Consider the following 18,731-nt stretch of genomic DNA (forward strand, 5'->3'; position numbering starts at 1 on the left):
TCCAAACACTTGCAGGTAATAATTACCTGAACATTTCAAAAACAGAAGATACATTGACTATGCATTTCTATCTCTACTATTAATAATTTCACATCGTAAACAGTTAAATTCAAACGTCATTATAGAGTAACTCTCCCTCTACTCGATGATCAGTAATGACAAATTACGTCATTACCAATCACTGTTATATAGTATAATCGCACTTAGGTTATATGACAGAACACCTGTTATAAACATGCTTTATGCGATTTTCAATTTTAGCTTTCTCTTGTAAAATTGTATCTTGCCAGCAAATTCAATTCTAACGAATACTTTTATGAATCAAAAAATTAAACATTTATTCAAGGCACTTGTTGTTCTTGTTGCTATGCCTATCTATGCGCAACAAGGCGGAATGTGGGTTCCTTCCCTTCTAAAAGGAATGAACGAAACAGAAATGCAAAGCCTAGGTATGAAAATGTCAGTTCAAGACATTTACGATGTAAACAACTCAAGTATGAAAGATGCGGTTCCGCATTTTAATGGAGGATGTTCTTCTGAAGTAATATCTCCACAAGGGTTGCTACTTACAAATCACCACTGTGGTTACAGTCAAATTCAAGCGCATTCATCAGTAGAAAATGACTACTTAGCAAATGGATTCTGGGCTAAAACAAAAGCAGATGAACTTCCTAATGATAACTTAGTTGTTACTTTCATGGTACGCATCGAAGATGTGACAAAACAAGTATTAGCAGGAGTAAAAGACAAAGACTCTGAAGTAGTCAAAAAAGAGAAAATCAATAAAAACATTGCTAAGACAATTGCAAACTTTCCAAAAGAAGAATGGCAAGAGAATAAAATCAAATCATTCTTCGAAGGGAATCAATATATTCTATTTGTAACTGAGACATTCAAAGACGTGCGTTTAGTTGGAGCTCCACCATCATCAATTGGTAAATTTGGTTCAGATACTGACAACTGGGTTTGGCCTAGACACACAGGAGATTTCTCTCTTTTCCGTATTTATGCAGACAAAAATAACAGACCTGCAGAATACTCTAAAGACAACGTACCATATACACCTAAGTACTACTTCCCTATCTCATTAGATGGTATATCAAATGGCGATTTTACTATGGTTTTTGGTTATCCTGGAAGAACTCAAGAGTATTTGCCTTCGTATGCTGTTGAACAAATTGTAAATGATCTAAATCCTGTGAGAATTGGAATTAGAGATACGGCACTTAAAATTACTGATGAATTTATGCGTGCTAATCAAGCGATAAAGATTCAATATGCCTCTAAGTATGCAAGTACAGCTAACTACTGGAAAAAGTGGATTGGAGAAAGCTTAGGTTTAAACAAAACAAATGCTGTTGCTGCTAAACAAGCATTCGAAAAGGATTTTATAGAAAGAGCTAATAAAAATAAAAAGACGAAAGAGTACGCAAATATTTTACCTCAATTCGAAAAGCTTTACAAAGAAATAACTCCTTATGCGGTAAGTAAAGATTACTACACTGAAGTAGCGCTGCGAAATGCAGAATTACTATCGGCTGCATGGAAAGTTTACGCTATTGAAAGCTCTTTGAATAACACACAAGCTTTCGAAAATAAAAAGAATGCTATCGTTAAAGGACAAGAGCGTTTTTATAAAAATTACAGCAAAGTTGTAGATGAAAAAGTATTTGAAGCTATTGTAGGAAAATACGCGAAAGAAGCACCTCAAGAGTTCTTGCCAGAAATTCTTAAGAACATTGACATTGCATCAACTACTAAAAAAATATACAGTACGAGTAAATTGACATCATATGAAGGATTACAACAATTACTTCAAGGTGACAGCAAGCAAGTTTTAGAAAATCTGAATAACGATGCTGGCTATGTTTTTGCGAAAGAGATCTTCCAAAACTACCAACAAAACATTCTTCCTAAATATGAAGAATTAGACAGAGAAATAAACGCTTTGCAACGTACCTTCATGAAAGCTCAATTAGAGTTATATCCAGATGCACGCATTTTCCCAGATGCAAACAGTACTTTAAGAGTTACTTATGGTAAAGTGGATGGTTACTTCCCGAAAGACGCTACATACTACGAACCAGTAACACATTTAGAAGGAATTATGGAAAAATATGTTCCTGGTGACTACGAATTTGATGTTCCTCAAAAATTAGTAGAGTTATATAATTCGAAAGATTATGGTCAATATGCAGACAACGGAAAATTACCTGTTAATTTCATCGCGACTAACCACACAACTGGAGGTAATTCAGGTAGTCCGGCAGTGGATGCATACGGTAATTTAATCGGTTTAAATTTCGACCGTGTATGGGAAGGAACGATGAGTGATATTTACTATGACCCTTCTATCTGTCGTAACATTATGGTGGATGCCAGATACATTTTATTCATCATCGATAAGTTTGCAGATGCAAAACATTTAATAGACGAGATGAAACTGGTTCACCCTAAGAAGAACAACTAACCAAATACTTGATTTACAATATTTTAATTGCAAAAAAAAACATAAAAAAAAAGTTTGCAAAAAAAATAATGGAATCAAAAAAGTTATATATTTGTCTCGAATTAATAATTAACTTTTATATTTAATTTAAGATGAAAAAAATCGCATTAAGCATTGCTTTAGTAGCTATGATGGGAGTATCTTTTGTATCTTGTAAAGAAACTGCAAAAGAAGCAACTCAAGAAGAAACAACTGTTGAAACTACAACTGAAGAAGCTCCAGCTACAACTGAAGAGGCTCCAGCTACAACTGAAGAAACTGTTGTTGAAACTGAAGCTACTACAGAAGAAGCTCCAGCTACTACAGAAGAAGCTCCAGCTACAGAAGAAGCTGCTAAATAATTTTAGCAAAACTATTCATAAAAAGAAAACCTCGCAAGGCGAGGTTTTCTTATTTATATTACTTTCTATTCTACATATTTAAAAGTTCTTCTAACAATTTTCTCTCATTAGACAATCTTGGAACTTTATGTTGACCTCCCAGCTTATCGTTGTTTTTTAACCAGTCGTAGAACAAATTCTTTCTTGCATTGTGAAACACCAATGGATTCAATGTCATATTATTAGCTCTTTTAGCTTCATAATCAGAATTTAATGCTTGTAAGTTTTTATCTAATACTTCACTAAAAAGTCTCATATCCGAAGGTTCTTTAGTAAACTCGACTAACCACTCGTGAGCTCCTTTATCTGTTCCATTCATAAAAATTGGTGCAACTGTATATTCAGCTACCTCAGCGTTAAACTCATTACATGTCTTAGCCAGTGCTCTATCCGTATTTTCAATCATTAACTCCTCTCCAAAAACGTTGATATAGTGCTTAGTTCTTCCAGTGATCTTAATGCGATAAGGTAGTAAACTTGTAAATCGAACAGTATCTCCAATCAAATAACGTACTAAACCAGCATTGGTTGTAATAACTATAGCATAATTCTTGTCCTTTTCAACTTCGGATAACGGAATAATCTTTTGATTTGACGTCCCATAGGTATCCATAGGTATAAATTCATAGAAAATGCCATAATCAAGCATCAAAAGCAACTCATTACAATCGTTCTGATCTTGAATAGCAAAGAACCCTTCTGACGCATTATAGATCTCGTAATACCTAAAGTCTTTTCTTGGCAATAACTTCTTATATTGATCCTTATACGGTTCAAAACTAACTCCCCCATGAAAGTAAACTTCTGCATTAGGCCATAGCTCGTGTAAATCGTGCTTACCTGTTTCCTCAATAATGCGATTAAACAATACCAGCATCCAAGATGGAACACCTGCAAAACTTGTTACATTCTCATTTCTAACCTCTTTGATAATCGCATTCATCTTACTTTCCCACTCAGACATCAAGGAAGTCTTATTACTTGGCGTACTGCTAAACTCTGCCCAAAAAGGCATATTGTCAATCAGAATAGCCGAAAGATCACCAAAAAAAGTATTATTATCTTCATACAACTGCTTACTTCCACCTAATCTCAAACTTTTTCCGGTAAAGAGTTGGGAATTTTCATTGTTATTTAAGTACAAGCACAATAGATCTTTTGCTGCTTTGTAATGACAATTCTCTAAAGCTTCATTGCTAACAGGAATAAACTTGCTCTTGGCATTAGTGGTTCCGCTTGACTTTGCAAACCAACGAATCTGCTCTGGCCAAAATATATTGCTTTCACCTTTTCGCGCACGCTCTATATAAGGTTCAAATTCCTCATACTTGAATAAAGGTACTCTTTCAGAAAAAGTCTTATAGTTAGATATACTTTCATATCCAAACTCTTTACCCAATAAAGTTTTTTCATTTGTTTTAATCAAACTTAAAAACAAATCATTTTGAACTTCATTAGGGTATTTTCTAAACAAATCTATTTGATGAATTCGCTTCTTGAGAATCCATGATGCTATAGAATTAATAATTGTAAAAGCCATATAGTGTCAAATAATCAGTCTAATTTACTTTTAAATAAAAAAGCAAATAATTTTAGTAGTAAATGTTTTTTGTATTTTTACTGCCTTACCAAAAATAACAATTTTATTTATGCAATACGAAGGAGTTTTAAACAAAATGCAGACGGAATTTAACAATCCTATTGAATACTATTTAGTCTTTAAAAATAACTTTTTAAATATCAATCAAATATTAGACAGAACAATTCAAATCGAATTTGTCGGATATGAATGTTTGAACTGTGGAGAGCACAAAAAGATATTTCGACAAGGATTTTGCTATGATTGCTTTTATAAAAGTGCTGAAGTTGGTGATTGGATTATGAGACCAGAACTAAGTACAGCACATTTAGGGATTGAAGACCGCGACTTAGCTTATGAATCAAAAGTTCAATTACAACCTCATATAGTATACCTTGCACTATCCAGTGATGTAAAAGTAGGCGTTACTCGTAAAACTCAAGTTCCTACCAGATGGATAGACCAGGGAGCATCCAAAGCAATAGAGATTGTAGAGGTGCCAAACCGATATTTAGCAGGAATCACTGAAGTAGCTCTAAAAGATACCTTTACAGACAAAACTAATTGGAGAAAAATGCTTCAAAACGAAATAGCTACAGAAGATTTATTTGCAATAAGAGAATCTCTCTTAGACAAGCTACCAGAAGAAGTTAAATCTTATTTTGACACAACATCGAACAGATTATTAGACCTCAACTATCCTGTCTTGCAATATCCAACAAAAATTAAAAGTCTCAATTTAGAAAAAACGCCTTCTTTTGAAGGGAAACTAAAAGGAGTAAAAGGTCAATATTTAATATTTGAAGATGGAACCGTATTTAATATTCGTACCTATGAAGGCTTTGTAGTCAATATAAATATTCAATAATACGAAAAACAAAAAAGAGAGCTCTTTCTAAAGAGCTCTCTTCATTTTTAAACTATTCTTTTGCAGGTTCTTCTTTTTTCTTTTTGCCGAATAACCCTTTTAATCCTTCACCGAGTTTATTAACAACTTCTTCTGTTTCATCTTTTTTTGCTTCTCCTTCCGCATTAGCTCCTTCCCCTTCATTCTTTTTCTTTCCTCCACCAAGCATATCAAACAAAGCTTCTGTTCCCTTGTCAACTAATCTATTTTTTTGTTCTTCAATAATCTGATTTGTCAAATTAGTTACCACTTCTCCCATATTTGTTCCAACTTTAGGAGAAGCAAAGTTACCAGTTAACTCTACCTTTACAGGGATCGCATTGAATTTATCGCTTTCCTTTGGTCCTAACTTAGCTAATGTATTTGCAATATCACTACCCAATAACTTAGCAGGTACTTTAAAATCTAAATCATAGTCTAACGTTTGATCAAAACCATGTTCTCCTGATACCTGTACTGCCATGTCTTTTAACTTTATGTCAAAGGGTTTAAACTGTACTTTTCCATTTTTAAACACAATATGCATACGCTTGTTGTTTAAATCTATTTTCTTTAAATCTATAAAAGAAACCCCCTTATCTAAAGCCGCAAGCAATTGAGATTTTTGAGGATCAATTTCAGAGTCAACCAAAGTTCCTTGAATATCCCCACTTAAACTATTCATATCTGGTGTTAAGTCTAAAGCATTTAACTTCCCACTCATCTTCACATCCCCATTTATTTTTCCACTAACAATCCCCGCAATTGGTGCAATCGTTTTAAGAAACTCTAATTCTGTAAATGTACTTTTTACATCAAGGGATTTTAATCCTAAATTCATATCAAAAACTGGAGTAGTTTCTTTTGTTGATACATTCCCATCAAACGCTAATATACCATTAAAGATATTTGTTGACATATTCTGTAAACGAGCAGCTTCATCGCGAATAACCAAACTACCTTTCACATTGTTAAGCACTAAATTGTCATAGACTACCTTTTTAGCATTTGCGTTAATAGTACAATCTAAGAATCCTGGTATTTTTAAAGGCTCTGCTGCATCATTTGTCGCTTTTTCTTCCTTCTTCGGAGTTTCCGTTGTTGAAACAACATCTTCTTTCATTAAATCCGCCAAGACAAAGTTGCTTGAATTAACATTGAAGTTTCCTTTTAGTGTTTGCTTTTTGAATAAGAACCCATATAAATTATCTAATCGACCATCAGCTGCGATATCTGTTGTTCCTGTTTTCAGGTTAAACTTATTCAAGCTTACATTACTTGTATTAAAGGTCAAAGCTGCTTCTTGTATCTGCAGTGGCTTCGCCATGGCATCATTTGAATAGTTAAACCCTGTCAACGATAGACTACCTGAGTTTTTTATATTTTGATAGAGTCCTTTTTCCACCGAATTCATATCAAAAGCAGTATTCACATTTGCTTTCAATATTCCCGAAAGGGGTATATCCATTTTTATTGGATATGCTTTTGTCACATTTGCCAGGTTAATTATTCCGTCAAACTTAGCGTTTACAAGCATATTCTCTGTTATATTTCTAATGTTTGCACTTGCATTAAAAACATCCTTATCAATTTTAAATGACAGTTTGTTAAGGTCAACATAAGTATCTTTCACTATTCCTGTCTGATTCATTATATTGACATCTAAAACAATGTTTGAAACACCTTGTGGCAAATCCGGATATTGGAATGACGCATTCTTAGCTCCCATGTGAATTGCCAATGTCAGTATCGTTTGCTCAGATAATTTCCCTTTTACTTTTCCATCCACCTTAAAATCCCCTGAGGTAGTTACCCCATCCAAGTTTCCTGCATAAGCCTCAGGTATCAATCCCAAGAAGTTTTTGAAATCTGAATCAGGAGTACCGAAAGTCAAATCGTACAATTGACCATCCTCAACCATCTGCAATGACCCATCAAACTGCAAAGGCAATTGATTAATCAAAGCCTTATTGTCCTTAAATGTAAACTTCATACTATCCATATCTATTCCGATAATGGCTTTTAGAGATAGACTTACATCATTCAACATTTTGGTCCCCTCCATGTCGAATGAAACTTTCGTTCTCGTCTCCGTATTTAAGTCCAATACATTATTAGCTAAGTTTCCTTTACCTTGATGGTATAACTCTTTTGCAATAAAAGTCATCTTAGAACTTAAATCAGTATAGCTGACATTCAAATTCTCGATTAAGTAATAATCTAATGCCAATGAAAAAGGAGTCGTTTCTGAATCCTCTGAATCCTCTTGATCCTCTTCATCTATAATTGCCACATCATAGTTAGCTACCCCCTTCTCATCTACAAGTACATTCACTTTTGTATTCAGAGCGGAGATAGACTCGATTTGCATTGGTTCATTTGCACTGTTAAACAATTGCATCACTGACATTTTCAGACCAATCTTTTCAGAATACACAAGTGTATCTCCCTCAAAAGGAGCTTTATTAATAACGACTAACTCATTAATCGACACTGTTGCCTTAGGGAAATTGCGTATTAAACTTAAGTTTACACTTTCAAAGTTGACTGTGGCATTAATATTATCATTAATAGTCTTCTTAACTAAGTCTTGTATTTTCCCCTTAAACAAGACTGGAGTTAATAACAATAAAATAATTAATAGGACAAGAATACCTCCACCCCATTTCAAAATCTTTTTACCCATAACAAATATATTTTATACAAAATAACGAAAAAAAGAGCCAACACGTATAAATACGGTTGGCTCTCTTACATATTTCCATTATTGTTACTCTTAATAGACAGTTATCTCATAAGGTAATATTGTTTGCACTCCTTTTAAAGAATTAAAATAGTTTAAACGCTCAATTAGTTCATAATTAGCTTCTCCAATCTTTTCTTTGATCAACTCATCTTGGGTTTTTAGAACAGAAGCTCCTAAATATTTTCTAAGCAAGTCCTCAAAATTTAATTCATACTCAGGATAATTGACAACTTGATAAGTTTCAAGTTCAACTTTATCAACTGCATATTGAATAGCTTTACTCAAGCCTCCGATCTCATCAACTAATCCATTAGCAATCGCATCTGTACCCGTCCAAACTCTACCTTGTGCTAAAGCGTCAACTTGCTCGAAAGTCATGTTTCTACCAGCTGCTACACGGTTAACAAACGTAGTATATACATTCTCTACACTTTCTGTGATATGCTTTCTTGAATTTTCATCTAAAGGTTTAAATGGGCTATACATAACTGCATTCTCATGCGTTTTTACTTGTTGTGCATTAACGCCATACTTCGAAGCGACATTACTGAAGTTTGGCAACATACCGAAAACGCCGATAGACCCAGTAATTGTGGTAGCATCTGCAAAAATTCTATCTGCGTTACACGAGATGTAATAACCTCCAGAAGCAGCCATGCTTCCCATAGATACAATTACAGGTTTCTCTTTTTTAGTTAACTCTATTTCTCGCCAAATTAAATCTGATGTCAATGCACTTCCACCTGGACTATCCACGCGCAAAACAATCGCTTTTACTTTATCGTTTTTTCTCGCTTTTCTCAAGGCTCTATTGATTGACCCTTCTCCAATATAGTTTACATTTCCTTCACCACTTAAGATTTGACCTTGTGCATAAATAACTGCAATTTGATCGTCTTTTGTTTTCAAAGCTTCAGCAGCATGTATTGACTTAGTGTATTCTAAAATTTTAATTTTATTATACTCAGCATCGTCGTCTATGTTAAGTGCTTTTTTAATATCAGCATGATACTCATCTTCGTAAACTACTTTATCTACCAAGCCTGTTTTCAAAGCTAATTCAGGTGTTCTTGCACCCAGACTGCCAGCGATCTCATTCAGTTTCTCTACAGAGATATTTCTACTGTTTGATATATCAGTAACCACATTACCCCAAATAGAATTTAAAAACACAGAAATTTGCTCATAATTCGCTGCACTCATTTTATTCTCTAAGTATGGTTCTACAGCACTCTTATACTTACCATGACGAATCACCTCCATCTTCACACCAGTCTTTTCTTGAAGGTCTTTCAAATAAAGAATTTCTGTTGCTAACCCTCTAAAATCTAAATCTCCCACAGGATTCAAGTAAATAGAATCAGCCACAGAACTTAAATAGTATTCTGTCTGCGAGTACATATCCGCATAAGACAGGACGAACTTGCCACTTTCTTTAAAACGCTCTAATGCCTCACGCAATTCGCTTCGCTGTGAAATCCCCAAAGAAGAATTGTTCTTCAAAATAGATATCCCCTTAATTTTATCATCTGATTTAGCTACTTCAATGGCTTTCAAAACATTTGACAAACCATCTGTATCTTCATCTGAAATACTGATATCTTTAAAGTTAAATTTACCTCCATAATCATAAGTCACTTTAGATAAATCTAATTCTAAAACAGAATTGCTTTTAACTACTACTTTTTCAGAGCCACTACTTCCGATTGCCGCTCCAATTGACAATAACATAAAGAAAGCTAAAATAGTAAAGACAAATAACCCTACGATTGTCGCTAACACATTTCTTAAAAATCTCATATATAAAACAATTTATTCTATTAGTCGTATTGATACTAATTTTGTTACATTCCCAATTAATTTTGTGGATAAGAACTACTACAAAAGTAGCATTTATTCAAATTTCTTTTAGTTACTTTGCCCTTATGTATACACAAAATAACATAGTATTATCTATAGGTACCAATCAAGGTGATAAAATGGCTAATATCCAAAAGGCCATTGATCTTATTCACAAACATATAGGTACTGTTATTAAGGTTTCGCCAATTTACGAATTTCCTGCTTGGGGATTTCAAAGCGAGGCTTTTTTTAATTGTGCATTACTTATACATAGTACACTGGAAGGAGAAGTAGCCATTTCTAAAATATTAGAAATTGAAAAAACATTGGGTAGAATACGCAGTAACGAACCAGGTTATATAGCGCGTATCATAGATATAGACATCATTTCATTTAATCAAGAAGTACACAATAGCTCGACATTGACCATACCTCATCCTCTGATGCAGGACAGGAGATTTGTTCTTTTACCGGCAGCTGACTTGAATTTAGAATGGTCACATCCCATCCTAAAAAAATCGTATCGAGAATTACTGAAAGTATGTCCTGATCAAACCGAATACAAATTGGTGGGAACTATTGAAGAACCTATCAGTAAATATGGATTTACGGATGTCAACTTTATAGCAATTGAAGGAAATATCGGAGCTGGTAAAACAACCTTGACTACTCGAATATCTGATGATTTCAATGCTAAATTAATATTAGAAGGATTTGCAGATAACCCTTTCCTTCCTAAGTTTTATAAAGATGCAACACGATATGCTTTTCCCTTAGAGATGTCGTTTTTAGCCGATCGATATAATCAGTTATCTGATGATTTAGCTCAATATGACTTATTCAAGGAGTTTGTTATAGCAGATTACTATATCTACAAATCACTCATCTTTGCTCAAATTACTTTAGAAGAAGATGAGTTCAGATTATATCATCAAATATTTGAAATCATGTACAAAGAGACACCTCAACCTGATCTCTATGTATTCTTATATCAAAATACGGACAGACTACTTGACAATATAAAGAAAAGAGGACGATCATACGAAAGTGATATCACATCTACCTATTTAGATAATGTGAACCAAGGTTATCTAAACTATGTTAAGACACTACACCCAGAAAAGGTGCTGACCATTGATATCTCTGACTTAGACTTTGTTGCTAATCAAGAAGATTATATCCACATCCTCAATCTAATTCAAGATAAACTAAAATAGAATATTTTAATAATACACAAAATAAAAGGGCAGTCAATTGGATGCAATTGACTGCCCTCTATATTTATACCGTATACTCAAAGGGGTTAACCCTTTTAAACCACTTTACCAATACGGTCTATTTTCTTTAACTCTATTAATCTAAGAATACTTCGAATTGTACGAATAGGCAATATGACTAATCCTACCATTGAAGATAAGAGAAACTTAATCATAACGTAGATTAACTAACCAATAATAGACAATCACATAAACATAGATGATGTAATCTTACTGAACATTTTCCAACCTGCAATAACAGCAGCAAATTGATAAAACATCATAAAGTACATAGCCAATTTTATTGGAGTATCACTACTTGGAGATTTGCCAGTATTAATAGTAAATTGAATAAAAACAAACAGGAGTATTCCTCCTCCAATATAGATTGTCAAAATATCTTTCAATATAGTCCACCTTTCTGAAGTAAACCGCTTTGAATTACAAATTTGACAAATAGGTATCGTTTATGTCTGTGAACACAAAGGACAAAGTCCTTTTGAGCAACCAGTACACTGAGATATAGCAATTTGATCTAAGTGATTAAAACAATTCATGTTCTCTTATTCTTATGATCATATCTAATCTCAAAGTATTGATTAAATTAAGGTTCTTCTTTAAGAAAACAAGTGTTGACTAAATCAATTGCCAAATCCGAATTCTAAAAACTCTCCACAACAAGACAAAAAATTGAGTCTAGTGGACTATTAGTAATTGTATTCTAAATATCTAAAATCCTCGTCTTTCTGCAAGGTAGCTTGAATTTGATTAAACGTTTCTTGCAACAAATGCTTAACATCAATAACTTCATTGTCCTCTAAGCGTTTTAATATCATACTGATAGGAAAACACTGAACTGCCAAATTCTGATATTGCAGCGCAAGCTCTCTACCATATTGATCACTTACCAAAACCCAATGTAGATCAGGGTACTCGTAAACCATCGCCACACCAAATGCCATCCCTAAAGCAAAGTGAGCAGCTCCATCTGCTTGGTCATACTCTTTGTTGTCGAGAATTGTTTGTAAGCGATCTATTGCTTTACCACTTGTGTAATATTCATCGATTTCCTCTGCATCCATTCCATAGAGTTTTACAACAGCCTGAGAGAGGTAGTACATATCGTTATAAGTAGGTTCAAGTAATGGAAGTTCTAAAGATGCCAGACTATCAATACTCTCTACCATTTGTCTCATATCCTCCAAATGAGCTTTTACATCTTCGCTTCCTTCAGTCCCCTTAGCAGCAGATAAAGAAACGATAATAATATTTTCACCATACATTACTTCATAGACATGCATGTACACATCTTCTATTGCATGACTATCGTATGCGTAGTAAACTTTATTGGGAAGAACAGTACATTCAGCATTGTGCTCTTTTGCTTGTTCTTGAAAGGTGCGAATAGCTTCTTCTTGAGTTACTCCTTCATTGCGTTGAAAGTACAACATACTTACGCGAATCACTGGCTCATTCTCACTTAACCCCTTGTAAATCTGCAAGGTTTTTTCATTTTCCAATGAGCAATAATAATCGCTTGATCCTTTCATAATGGTTTGCCCATTCCCTATTTCAAATATTTTCATCGTTTATATATTTTTTCTGAATCAAATATATACTTTTAAAAGCAATATTGAAGCAGTATCTCAAGTTGTTGCGTATGCAAAAAATTCATTCCTTCTAAAAACCACAAAATTCCCATTCTCTCATTGCTTTATACACATAAACTCCAATCCAAAAAGATCAACCAACAGCATCAATATTGCCGTTCTTAACACAAAGAATATTGTCACTATTGGTAGCAATACAAGTTGCAAAAGTGAAAGTAAAGCATTTTTGATTTGATTTCTCTGGTACCTTGAAACCAATGAACGACTTCAAGTATCCTCCTCCTCCTATTCATCTATTACTCATAGAATTGTTTTAAACTATCTCTTGTTGCATTACTCTATGTGATTTCAGAAAATCACTTAGATATAGTTTTCCTTTTTTCTTAGTAATTGTAAAGCATTCAAACCGATTATGTATTAACTAAGTACAAGAGATAATTGTATTTTCCTTGGGCTTTCTTGCACAATTCTTCGAGTATTCTTGCAGTTTTACTGGCAAAAAGGGGTATTTTCCCAAGAAAACCCTTAGAAACCTCCTAGAAACCCCTAAGAAAGTACGACCAAAAACGCACAAATCCTTCTCGTAAAAAGCTGTATTTGATCATTATCATACTGAAGAATACTCTATATATGAGTTTTATCGTTACTCGTTGATTGCTACAATTACTATATTCTTAAAGTAAATAGACCGCTTAGCTATTGGTTTTTCTATCCAGGTCGTATTGAAGTGCTAAACTAAACGAGCAGATTAGATAAGCTGTATCTTAAGGCCTAAATCTATCGTAGAACAAAAAGATTGCGTGGCGGTTTCCTTTATAACCTTGGATACTAATTTTACACAGTTAGCTTCTATAGCCCGAGAATCAGTGTTTTTGAAAACAAAAAGCTACTTTGTTATAAAGTAGCTTTCATATATTAATCACCTGTAAATCAATTCTCTTAAAAAACAAAAAAACACGAAGTTGACATTCGCATTGAATTGCCGTCTTACCTGCTATCACATTCCTCCTTTGATTTCTTTTAGTTTTTAAAATCATCAAAAGAGCAATTGCCGTTAGTATGCTCAGTATCAATAAGGAGCTGTATTCCTTATTTATCCACTACAACTGTGATGACAACCTTTATCCAGGCAGACTAATCACAATCAGAGCCTATGTTAAATGATAGAAATCCGCTTTCTCCTCCAAGCAATGGACAGGATATGTGTATAAATAAAACTGTATAAATTGCTATTGCATTTGTTGAAACAAATCCCAAATCACGATCCCTGCACTAACTGAAATATTAAGCGAATGTTTGGTTCCCAATTGTGGAATCTCAATAACGCCATTACTTAAATCAACAACTTCTTGATTAACCCCTTTGACCTCGTTACCAAAAACTAATGCGTACTTTACATCTGTTTCAACTTTAAAGTCATGAAGCATCACACTTTTTTCAACCTGCTCAACTGATTGTACAGAAACTCCTTGCTCTTTTAAGCCCTTAACAACTTCAACCACCTCTTTTGCATACTCCCACTCCACGGTATCAGTAGCCCCCAATGCTGTTTTGTGAATTTCTTTGTTCGGAGGTGTAGCTGTAATACCACATAGGTACACTTTCTCTATCAAGAAAGCATCGCATGTTCTAAACACAGAACCAATATTGTGCAAACTTCTTACATCATCTAATACAACTATAATTGGAGTTTTTTCGGAAGCCTTGAATTCTTCTACATTCTTACGATCTAATTCGCTATTAGCTAATTTGCGCATAACTTAAAATTTTGGGCAAAATTACTTAATAAATTCTAAGAAAAAAGAATTGACAAGTAAACATCGCTTAACAGCAAATTATATTGAGTAATAAACAAATAATTTGTTTTAAAGTCTATCACTATACAAACACTGAAAAAAAGGAGGTTAATCAGTCAATACTATTTTAATTAAATTGTAATCAAACTCAAGGAAACACACTATAAAACACTGCTAATTAGATGAAAAAATTAACTCTTAAACGCTTAGCTTACATCAATATAGTAAACAACATTTTCTTTTGCGTATTACTGTATAGTAGTATACATACTTCTTTGTATCTGAATGAATACTTTTCGACACTTTTCAATATTGCTTGGTTACCTTGTATCACAGCATTAATAATCCTACCAAGCATCATCTTATTCAATTTAACTGCAGAAAAAAACAACCCACGCTTCTTGTACTACTTTTCGATTTTAATTTCACTGCTAACCGTTTGCATTTTTAGTTTTACTACAATTGACTAATTGATTTTTGACAGAAAAGGACATATTTCATTGATTCTCTAAGATAACATAAGTACTTTTGCAAGCTTAATTTAATTTTTATGTTTGCGAATTTAATAACCCGGATAATAACTTCACCTGTAACAATTTACACCATACGTTGTACAATAGGTCTTGCTATTGGCTACGCTTTGTTATTGCAATTCCCGGACTATCAATTAATATGGACGATTATTTCAATTATGCTTGTCATTTCTCCTGAGGGTAAAAACTCAAAGAAATTATCTGTCGAGCGATTCAAATCCAATTTAGTCGGTTCTATTGCAGGACTTATCTGTTTAGAAATACAGCCCAACGTAAACTTCTATGTGTGTTTACTCGGAGTTTTCATCACCATCTTGACCTGCTACTTTTTCAATATTCTAAATATGGCAAGAGTTGCTTTAGTTGCTCTTCTAATCATTCTCATACAACCTCATACAACAGAAATGGGAGTAGAAATAACTCCTGTAATTCGAACTTTATCAGTGACTATTGGCTGTCTTATTGGCTTATTGATTACGGTTTTCACCTCAATAATTATTCGCAGTCTAAAACGTCATTATGGCATTCCTTTAAAATAAACTTTGCTCAAGGTGAATCACAACATTAATGAAATCTACTAATTGATTCATTCTCGGCATTCGAGTTTCATTAATTGGTGGAATGAAATCCCTCATTTCATTTTCTGTCTTATATTTGTACAAATCACAAAAAATACACAATATGGCTGCAAAGGCTAAAGCTCCAAAAGAAACTCCTCTAATGAAACAATACAATGACATCAAGTCTAAGTATCCTGATGCTTGTTTGTTATTTAGAGTTGGTGATTTCTATGAAACATTTGGAGAAGATGCTATTCGAACTGCAAATATTTTAGGCATTACACTTACCAAACGATCTCCAGGTACTGCAAGTGAAATTGAACTTGCAGGCTTTCCACATCATTCAGTCAACGTCTACTTACCAAAATTAGTAAAAGCTGGTTTGCGAGTGGCAATCTGTGATCAATTAGAAGATCCTAAAACAACAAAGACAATTGTAAAAAGAGGTGTCACAGAACTTGTGACTCCAGGTGTAGCACTTAATGATGAAGTACTACAATCAAAAACAAACAACTTCTTATGTGCAATTCACTTTGCAAAAAAGAATATTGGTATTTCATTTTTAGATGTATCCACAGGAGAATTTTTAACTTCTGAAGGCGATAGTGAATATATAGATAAACTATTACAGAATTTTCACCCAAGTGAAGTACTGGTACAAAAAAACAATAAACTAAAGTTTCAAGAATACTTTGGCAACAATTACAACCTTTTCTTTTTAGACGATTGGGTATTCAAAGAAGATTTTGCCTTTGATTCCCTTACTAAGCACTTTAATACAAACTCATTAAAGGGATATGGGATTGAAGATCTGGAAGAAGGTATTATTTCTTCAGGTGCTATCTTATACTATCTATCTGAAACACAACACACCAAGATACAGCATATCAGTAATATCCAACGCATAGCAGAAGATGCTTATGTGTGGATGGATCGATTTACTATACGCAATTTAGAGCTTTACAATAGTACAAATCCAAATGCTATTACCTTGCTTAGTGTCATAGATAAAACGATTTCTCCTATGGGAGGACGCTTACTAAAACGCTGGTTAGCATTACCTTTAAAGAACAATAAGCGAATAGTAGAACGACATGAGGTAGTAGAAGAATTAAAAAGAGAGACTGCCTTATTGACTGTATTTCAAAAACAGATTAAACAGATATCTGATTTAGAACGACTAACTTCTAAAATAGCCACAGGTAAAGTTTCACCAAGGGAGTTAACCTATCTTAGAGAGTCACTTGACGCTATTATTCCCATCAAAGAACATGCATTAAAAAGTAAGAATATTGCCTTAAAAGGCATTGGAGACGCTTTACATGATTGTGGACTCCTGCGCGAAAGAATTGAAAAAACAATTCACCCAGAGGCTCCTGTATCAATCACTAAGGGAAATGCCATCGCGCAAGGAATAAATAAAGAGTTAGATGAATTAAGAAGTATATCCCACTCAGGAAAGACCTTCTTAGAAGCCATAGAATTAAGAGAAAGCCAAAATACAGGTATCCCTTCACTAAAAGTAGCCTTTAATAATGTTTTTGGTTATTACATAGAAGTGCGCAATACTCATAAAGATAAAGTTCCTTCAAACTGGATTAGAAAGCAGACCTTGGTTAATGCAGAACGATACATTACCGAAGAATTAAAAGAGTATGAAAGCAAAATCTTAGGAGCAGAGGAGAAAATATATAAACTTGAAACAGAGTTATACGACGAATTTGTCAATTGGTGTGCGCAATATATAAAACCCGTACAATTAAATGCTAATCTAATAGCTCAAATTGACTGTTTAGCGTCCTTTGCACAATTGGCTATTGACAACAATTATGTTAGACCTACAATTGATGACAGCTATGATTTAGAAATCACTGAAGGTAGGCACCCTGTCATTGAGAAACAGTTACCACATGATGTACCTTATATATCTAATGATGTATATTTAAACAACAATACCCAGCAAATCATCATGATCACGGGACCTAATATGTCAGGTAAATCAGCTATTTTAAGGCAAACCGCCTTGATTGTATTATTGGCACAAATGGGGAGTTTTGTCCCTGCTACGGCAGTTAGAATGGGCGTTGTAGATAAAATATTCACCCGTGTTGGAGCTTCAGATAATATTTCAATGGGAGAATCTACTTTCATGGTTGAAATGAATGAAACAGCATCCATTCTAAATAATATATCCGATAGAAGTTTAGTATTGTTAGATGAGATAGGCCGTGGAACAAGTACCTATGACGGTATATCCATTGCTTGGGCGATTGCAGAATACCTGCATGAACATCCAACAAAACCCAAGACACTTTTTGCAACTCATTATCACGAATTAAATGATATGCAAGAATATTTTGATGGCGTTAAAAACTTTAATGTATCAGTAAAAGAGCTTAAAGATAACGTGCTTTTTATTAGAAAATTAGTACCAGGAGGTAGCGCACATAGTTTTGGTATTCACGTAGCAAAAATGGCTGGTATGCCAAAAACAGTAATTAATCGCGCCGAAAAGATGCTAAAACAGCTCGAAAAAGGACACAAAAAAGAAGAACAAGCTCTAAAACCTGCTGAACAAGATTTACAGTTGAGTTTCTTTAATCTGGATGACCCTTTACTCGAGGAAATTAAACAGGAGATACTCAATACAGATATCAATGCGCTTACCCCTATTGAAGCCATGATGAAACTAAATGAATTGAAGAAATTAGTTACCAAATAATACGATAAGCAGTAGTCTTTTTGAAGGACTACTGCTTTTGTATAAAAAAACTTTCATTTTTTTATTTTTGATAATCAACAACTTGTAAAATATTTCATTTTTTTTCGATCTGAATGTTTGGAGATACGGAAATTCGTTCTATATTTGCACTCGCAATACAGAAGTAAAGCAACGTTCATAAAAACAATATGCGAAAATAGCTCAGTTGGTAGAGCGCAACCTTGCCAAGGTTGAGGTCGCGGGTTCGAACCCCGTTTTTCGCTCAAACTTTTTGCTCGGGTGGTGGAAGTGGTAGACACGCTGGACTTAAAA

The 18,731-nt window shown here is 33.9% G+C and carries 12 protein-coding genes and 1 tRNA gene; 7 read left to right on the plus strand and 6 right to left on the minus strand.

Annotated features, from left to right (window positions below; translation table 11 throughout):
* Positions 1-316 precede the first annotated feature (316 nt).
* Both GJV76_RS02990 and GJV76_RS02995 read left to right on the plus strand, forming a co-directional pair.
* Positions 317-2,470, plus strand: a complete 2,154-nt coding sequence (locus GJV76_RS02990) for a S46 family peptidase (RefSeq protein WP_155091159.1) — start codon at positions 317-319, stop codon at positions 2,468-2,470.
* 131 nt (positions 2,471-2,601) lie between these two features.
* Complete coding sequence (locus GJV76_RS02995; RefSeq protein WP_155091160.1) at positions 2,602-2,850, plus strand: hypothetical protein; 249 nt, start codon at positions 2,602-2,604, stop codon at positions 2,848-2,850.
* A gap of 70 nt (positions 2,851-2,920) precedes the next feature.
* Here GJV76_RS02995 and GJV76_RS03000 read toward each other — a convergent pair whose 3' ends face one another.
* Complete coding sequence (locus tag GJV76_RS03000; RefSeq protein ID WP_155091161.1) at positions 2,921-4,429, minus strand: GH3 auxin-responsive promoter family protein; 1,509 nt, start codon at positions 4,427-4,429, stop codon at positions 2,921-2,923.
* Between the two features lie 109 nt (positions 4,430-4,538).
* Here GJV76_RS03000 and GJV76_RS03005 point away from each other — a divergent pair, with 109 nt between their 5' ends.
* The gene (locus tag GJV76_RS03005) at positions 4,539-5,336 is read left to right on the plus strand and encodes a DUF2797 domain-containing protein (RefSeq protein ID WP_155091162.1); all 798 of its coding nucleotides are present in this window, start codon (positions 4,539-4,541) and stop codon (positions 5,334-5,336) included.
* Between the two features lie 52 nt (positions 5,337-5,388).
* Here the strand turns inward: GJV76_RS03005 and GJV76_RS03010 are convergent, their stop codons facing one another.
* Positions 5,389-8,040 (minus strand): AsmA family protein, encoded by a 2,652-nt coding sequence (locus tag GJV76_RS03010; protein WP_155091163.1) that lies wholly within the window; start codon positions 8,038-8,040, stop codon positions 5,389-5,391.
* A 90-nt stretch (positions 8,041-8,130) separates the two neighbouring features.
* Complete coding sequence (gene sppA, locus GJV76_RS03015) at positions 8,131-9,900, minus strand: signal peptide peptidase SppA (protein WP_155091164.1); 1,770 nt, start codon at positions 9,898-9,900, stop codon at positions 8,131-8,133.
* A gap of 125 nt (positions 9,901-10,025) precedes the next feature.
* On the opposite strand from sppA, the gene folK reads away from it, so the two are divergent.
* Positions 10,026-11,159: a 2-amino-4-hydroxy-6-hydroxymethyldihydropteridine diphosphokinase gene (folK, locus tag GJV76_RS03020; protein WP_155091165.1), complete on the plus strand. Its 1,134-nt coding sequence runs from the start codon at positions 10,026-10,028 to the stop codon at positions 11,157-11,159.
* Positions 11,160-11,404: 245 nt separating this feature from the next.
* On the opposite strand, the gene GJV76_RS03025 is transcribed toward folK, so the two are convergent.
* The 3 genes from GJV76_RS03025 to GJV76_RS03035 all read right to left on the minus strand — a co-directional run bounded on the left by GJV76_RS03025 (position 11,405) and on the right by GJV76_RS03035 (position 14,565).
* The gene (locus tag GJV76_RS03025) at positions 11,405-11,605 is read right to left on the minus strand and encodes a hypothetical protein (RefSeq protein ID WP_155091166.1); all 201 of its coding nucleotides are present in this window, start codon (positions 11,603-11,605) and stop codon (positions 11,405-11,407) included.
* Between the two features lie 300 nt (positions 11,606-11,905).
* Positions 11,906-12,784 (minus strand): DUF3806 domain-containing protein, encoded by an 879-nt coding sequence (locus GJV76_RS03030; protein WP_155091167.1) that lies wholly within the window; start codon positions 12,782-12,784, stop codon positions 11,906-11,908.
* Positions 12,785-14,037: 1,253 nt separating this feature from the next.
* Positions 14,038-14,565 (minus strand): RNA methyltransferase, encoded by a 528-nt coding sequence (locus GJV76_RS03035; RefSeq protein WP_155091168.1) that lies wholly within the window; start codon positions 14,563-14,565, stop codon positions 14,038-14,040.
* Positions 14,566-15,154: 589 nt separating this feature from the next.
* Between GJV76_RS03035 and GJV76_RS03040 the strand changes: the two genes are divergently transcribed.
* The 3 genes from GJV76_RS03040 (at position 15,155) to GJV76_RS03050 (ending at position 18,682) form a co-directional block, all read left to right on the plus strand.
* Positions 15,155-15,676 carry an FUSC family protein gene (locus tag GJV76_RS03040; protein ID WP_155091169.1) on the plus strand — a complete coding sequence of 174 codons (522 nt, stop codon included), beginning with the start codon at positions 15,155-15,157 and terminating at the stop codon, positions 15,674-15,676.
* Between the two features lie 142 nt (positions 15,677-15,818).
* Positions 15,819-18,419, plus strand: coding sequence for a DNA mismatch repair protein MutS (gene mutS, locus GJV76_RS03045; RefSeq protein WP_155091170.1), 2,601 nt, complete (start codon positions 15,819-15,821; stop codon positions 18,417-18,419).
* 190 nt (positions 18,420-18,609) lie between these two features.
* Positions 18,610-18,682: transfer RNA gene (locus GJV76_RS03050), tRNA-Gly, on the plus strand.
* Positions 18,683-18,731 lie beyond the last annotated feature (49 nt).

Origin of the sequence: Myroides albus, assembly GCF_009711045.1 — a bacterium.
GTDB lineage: Bacteria > Bacteroidota > Bacteroidia > Flavobacteriales > Flavobacteriaceae > Flavobacterium > Flavobacterium album_A.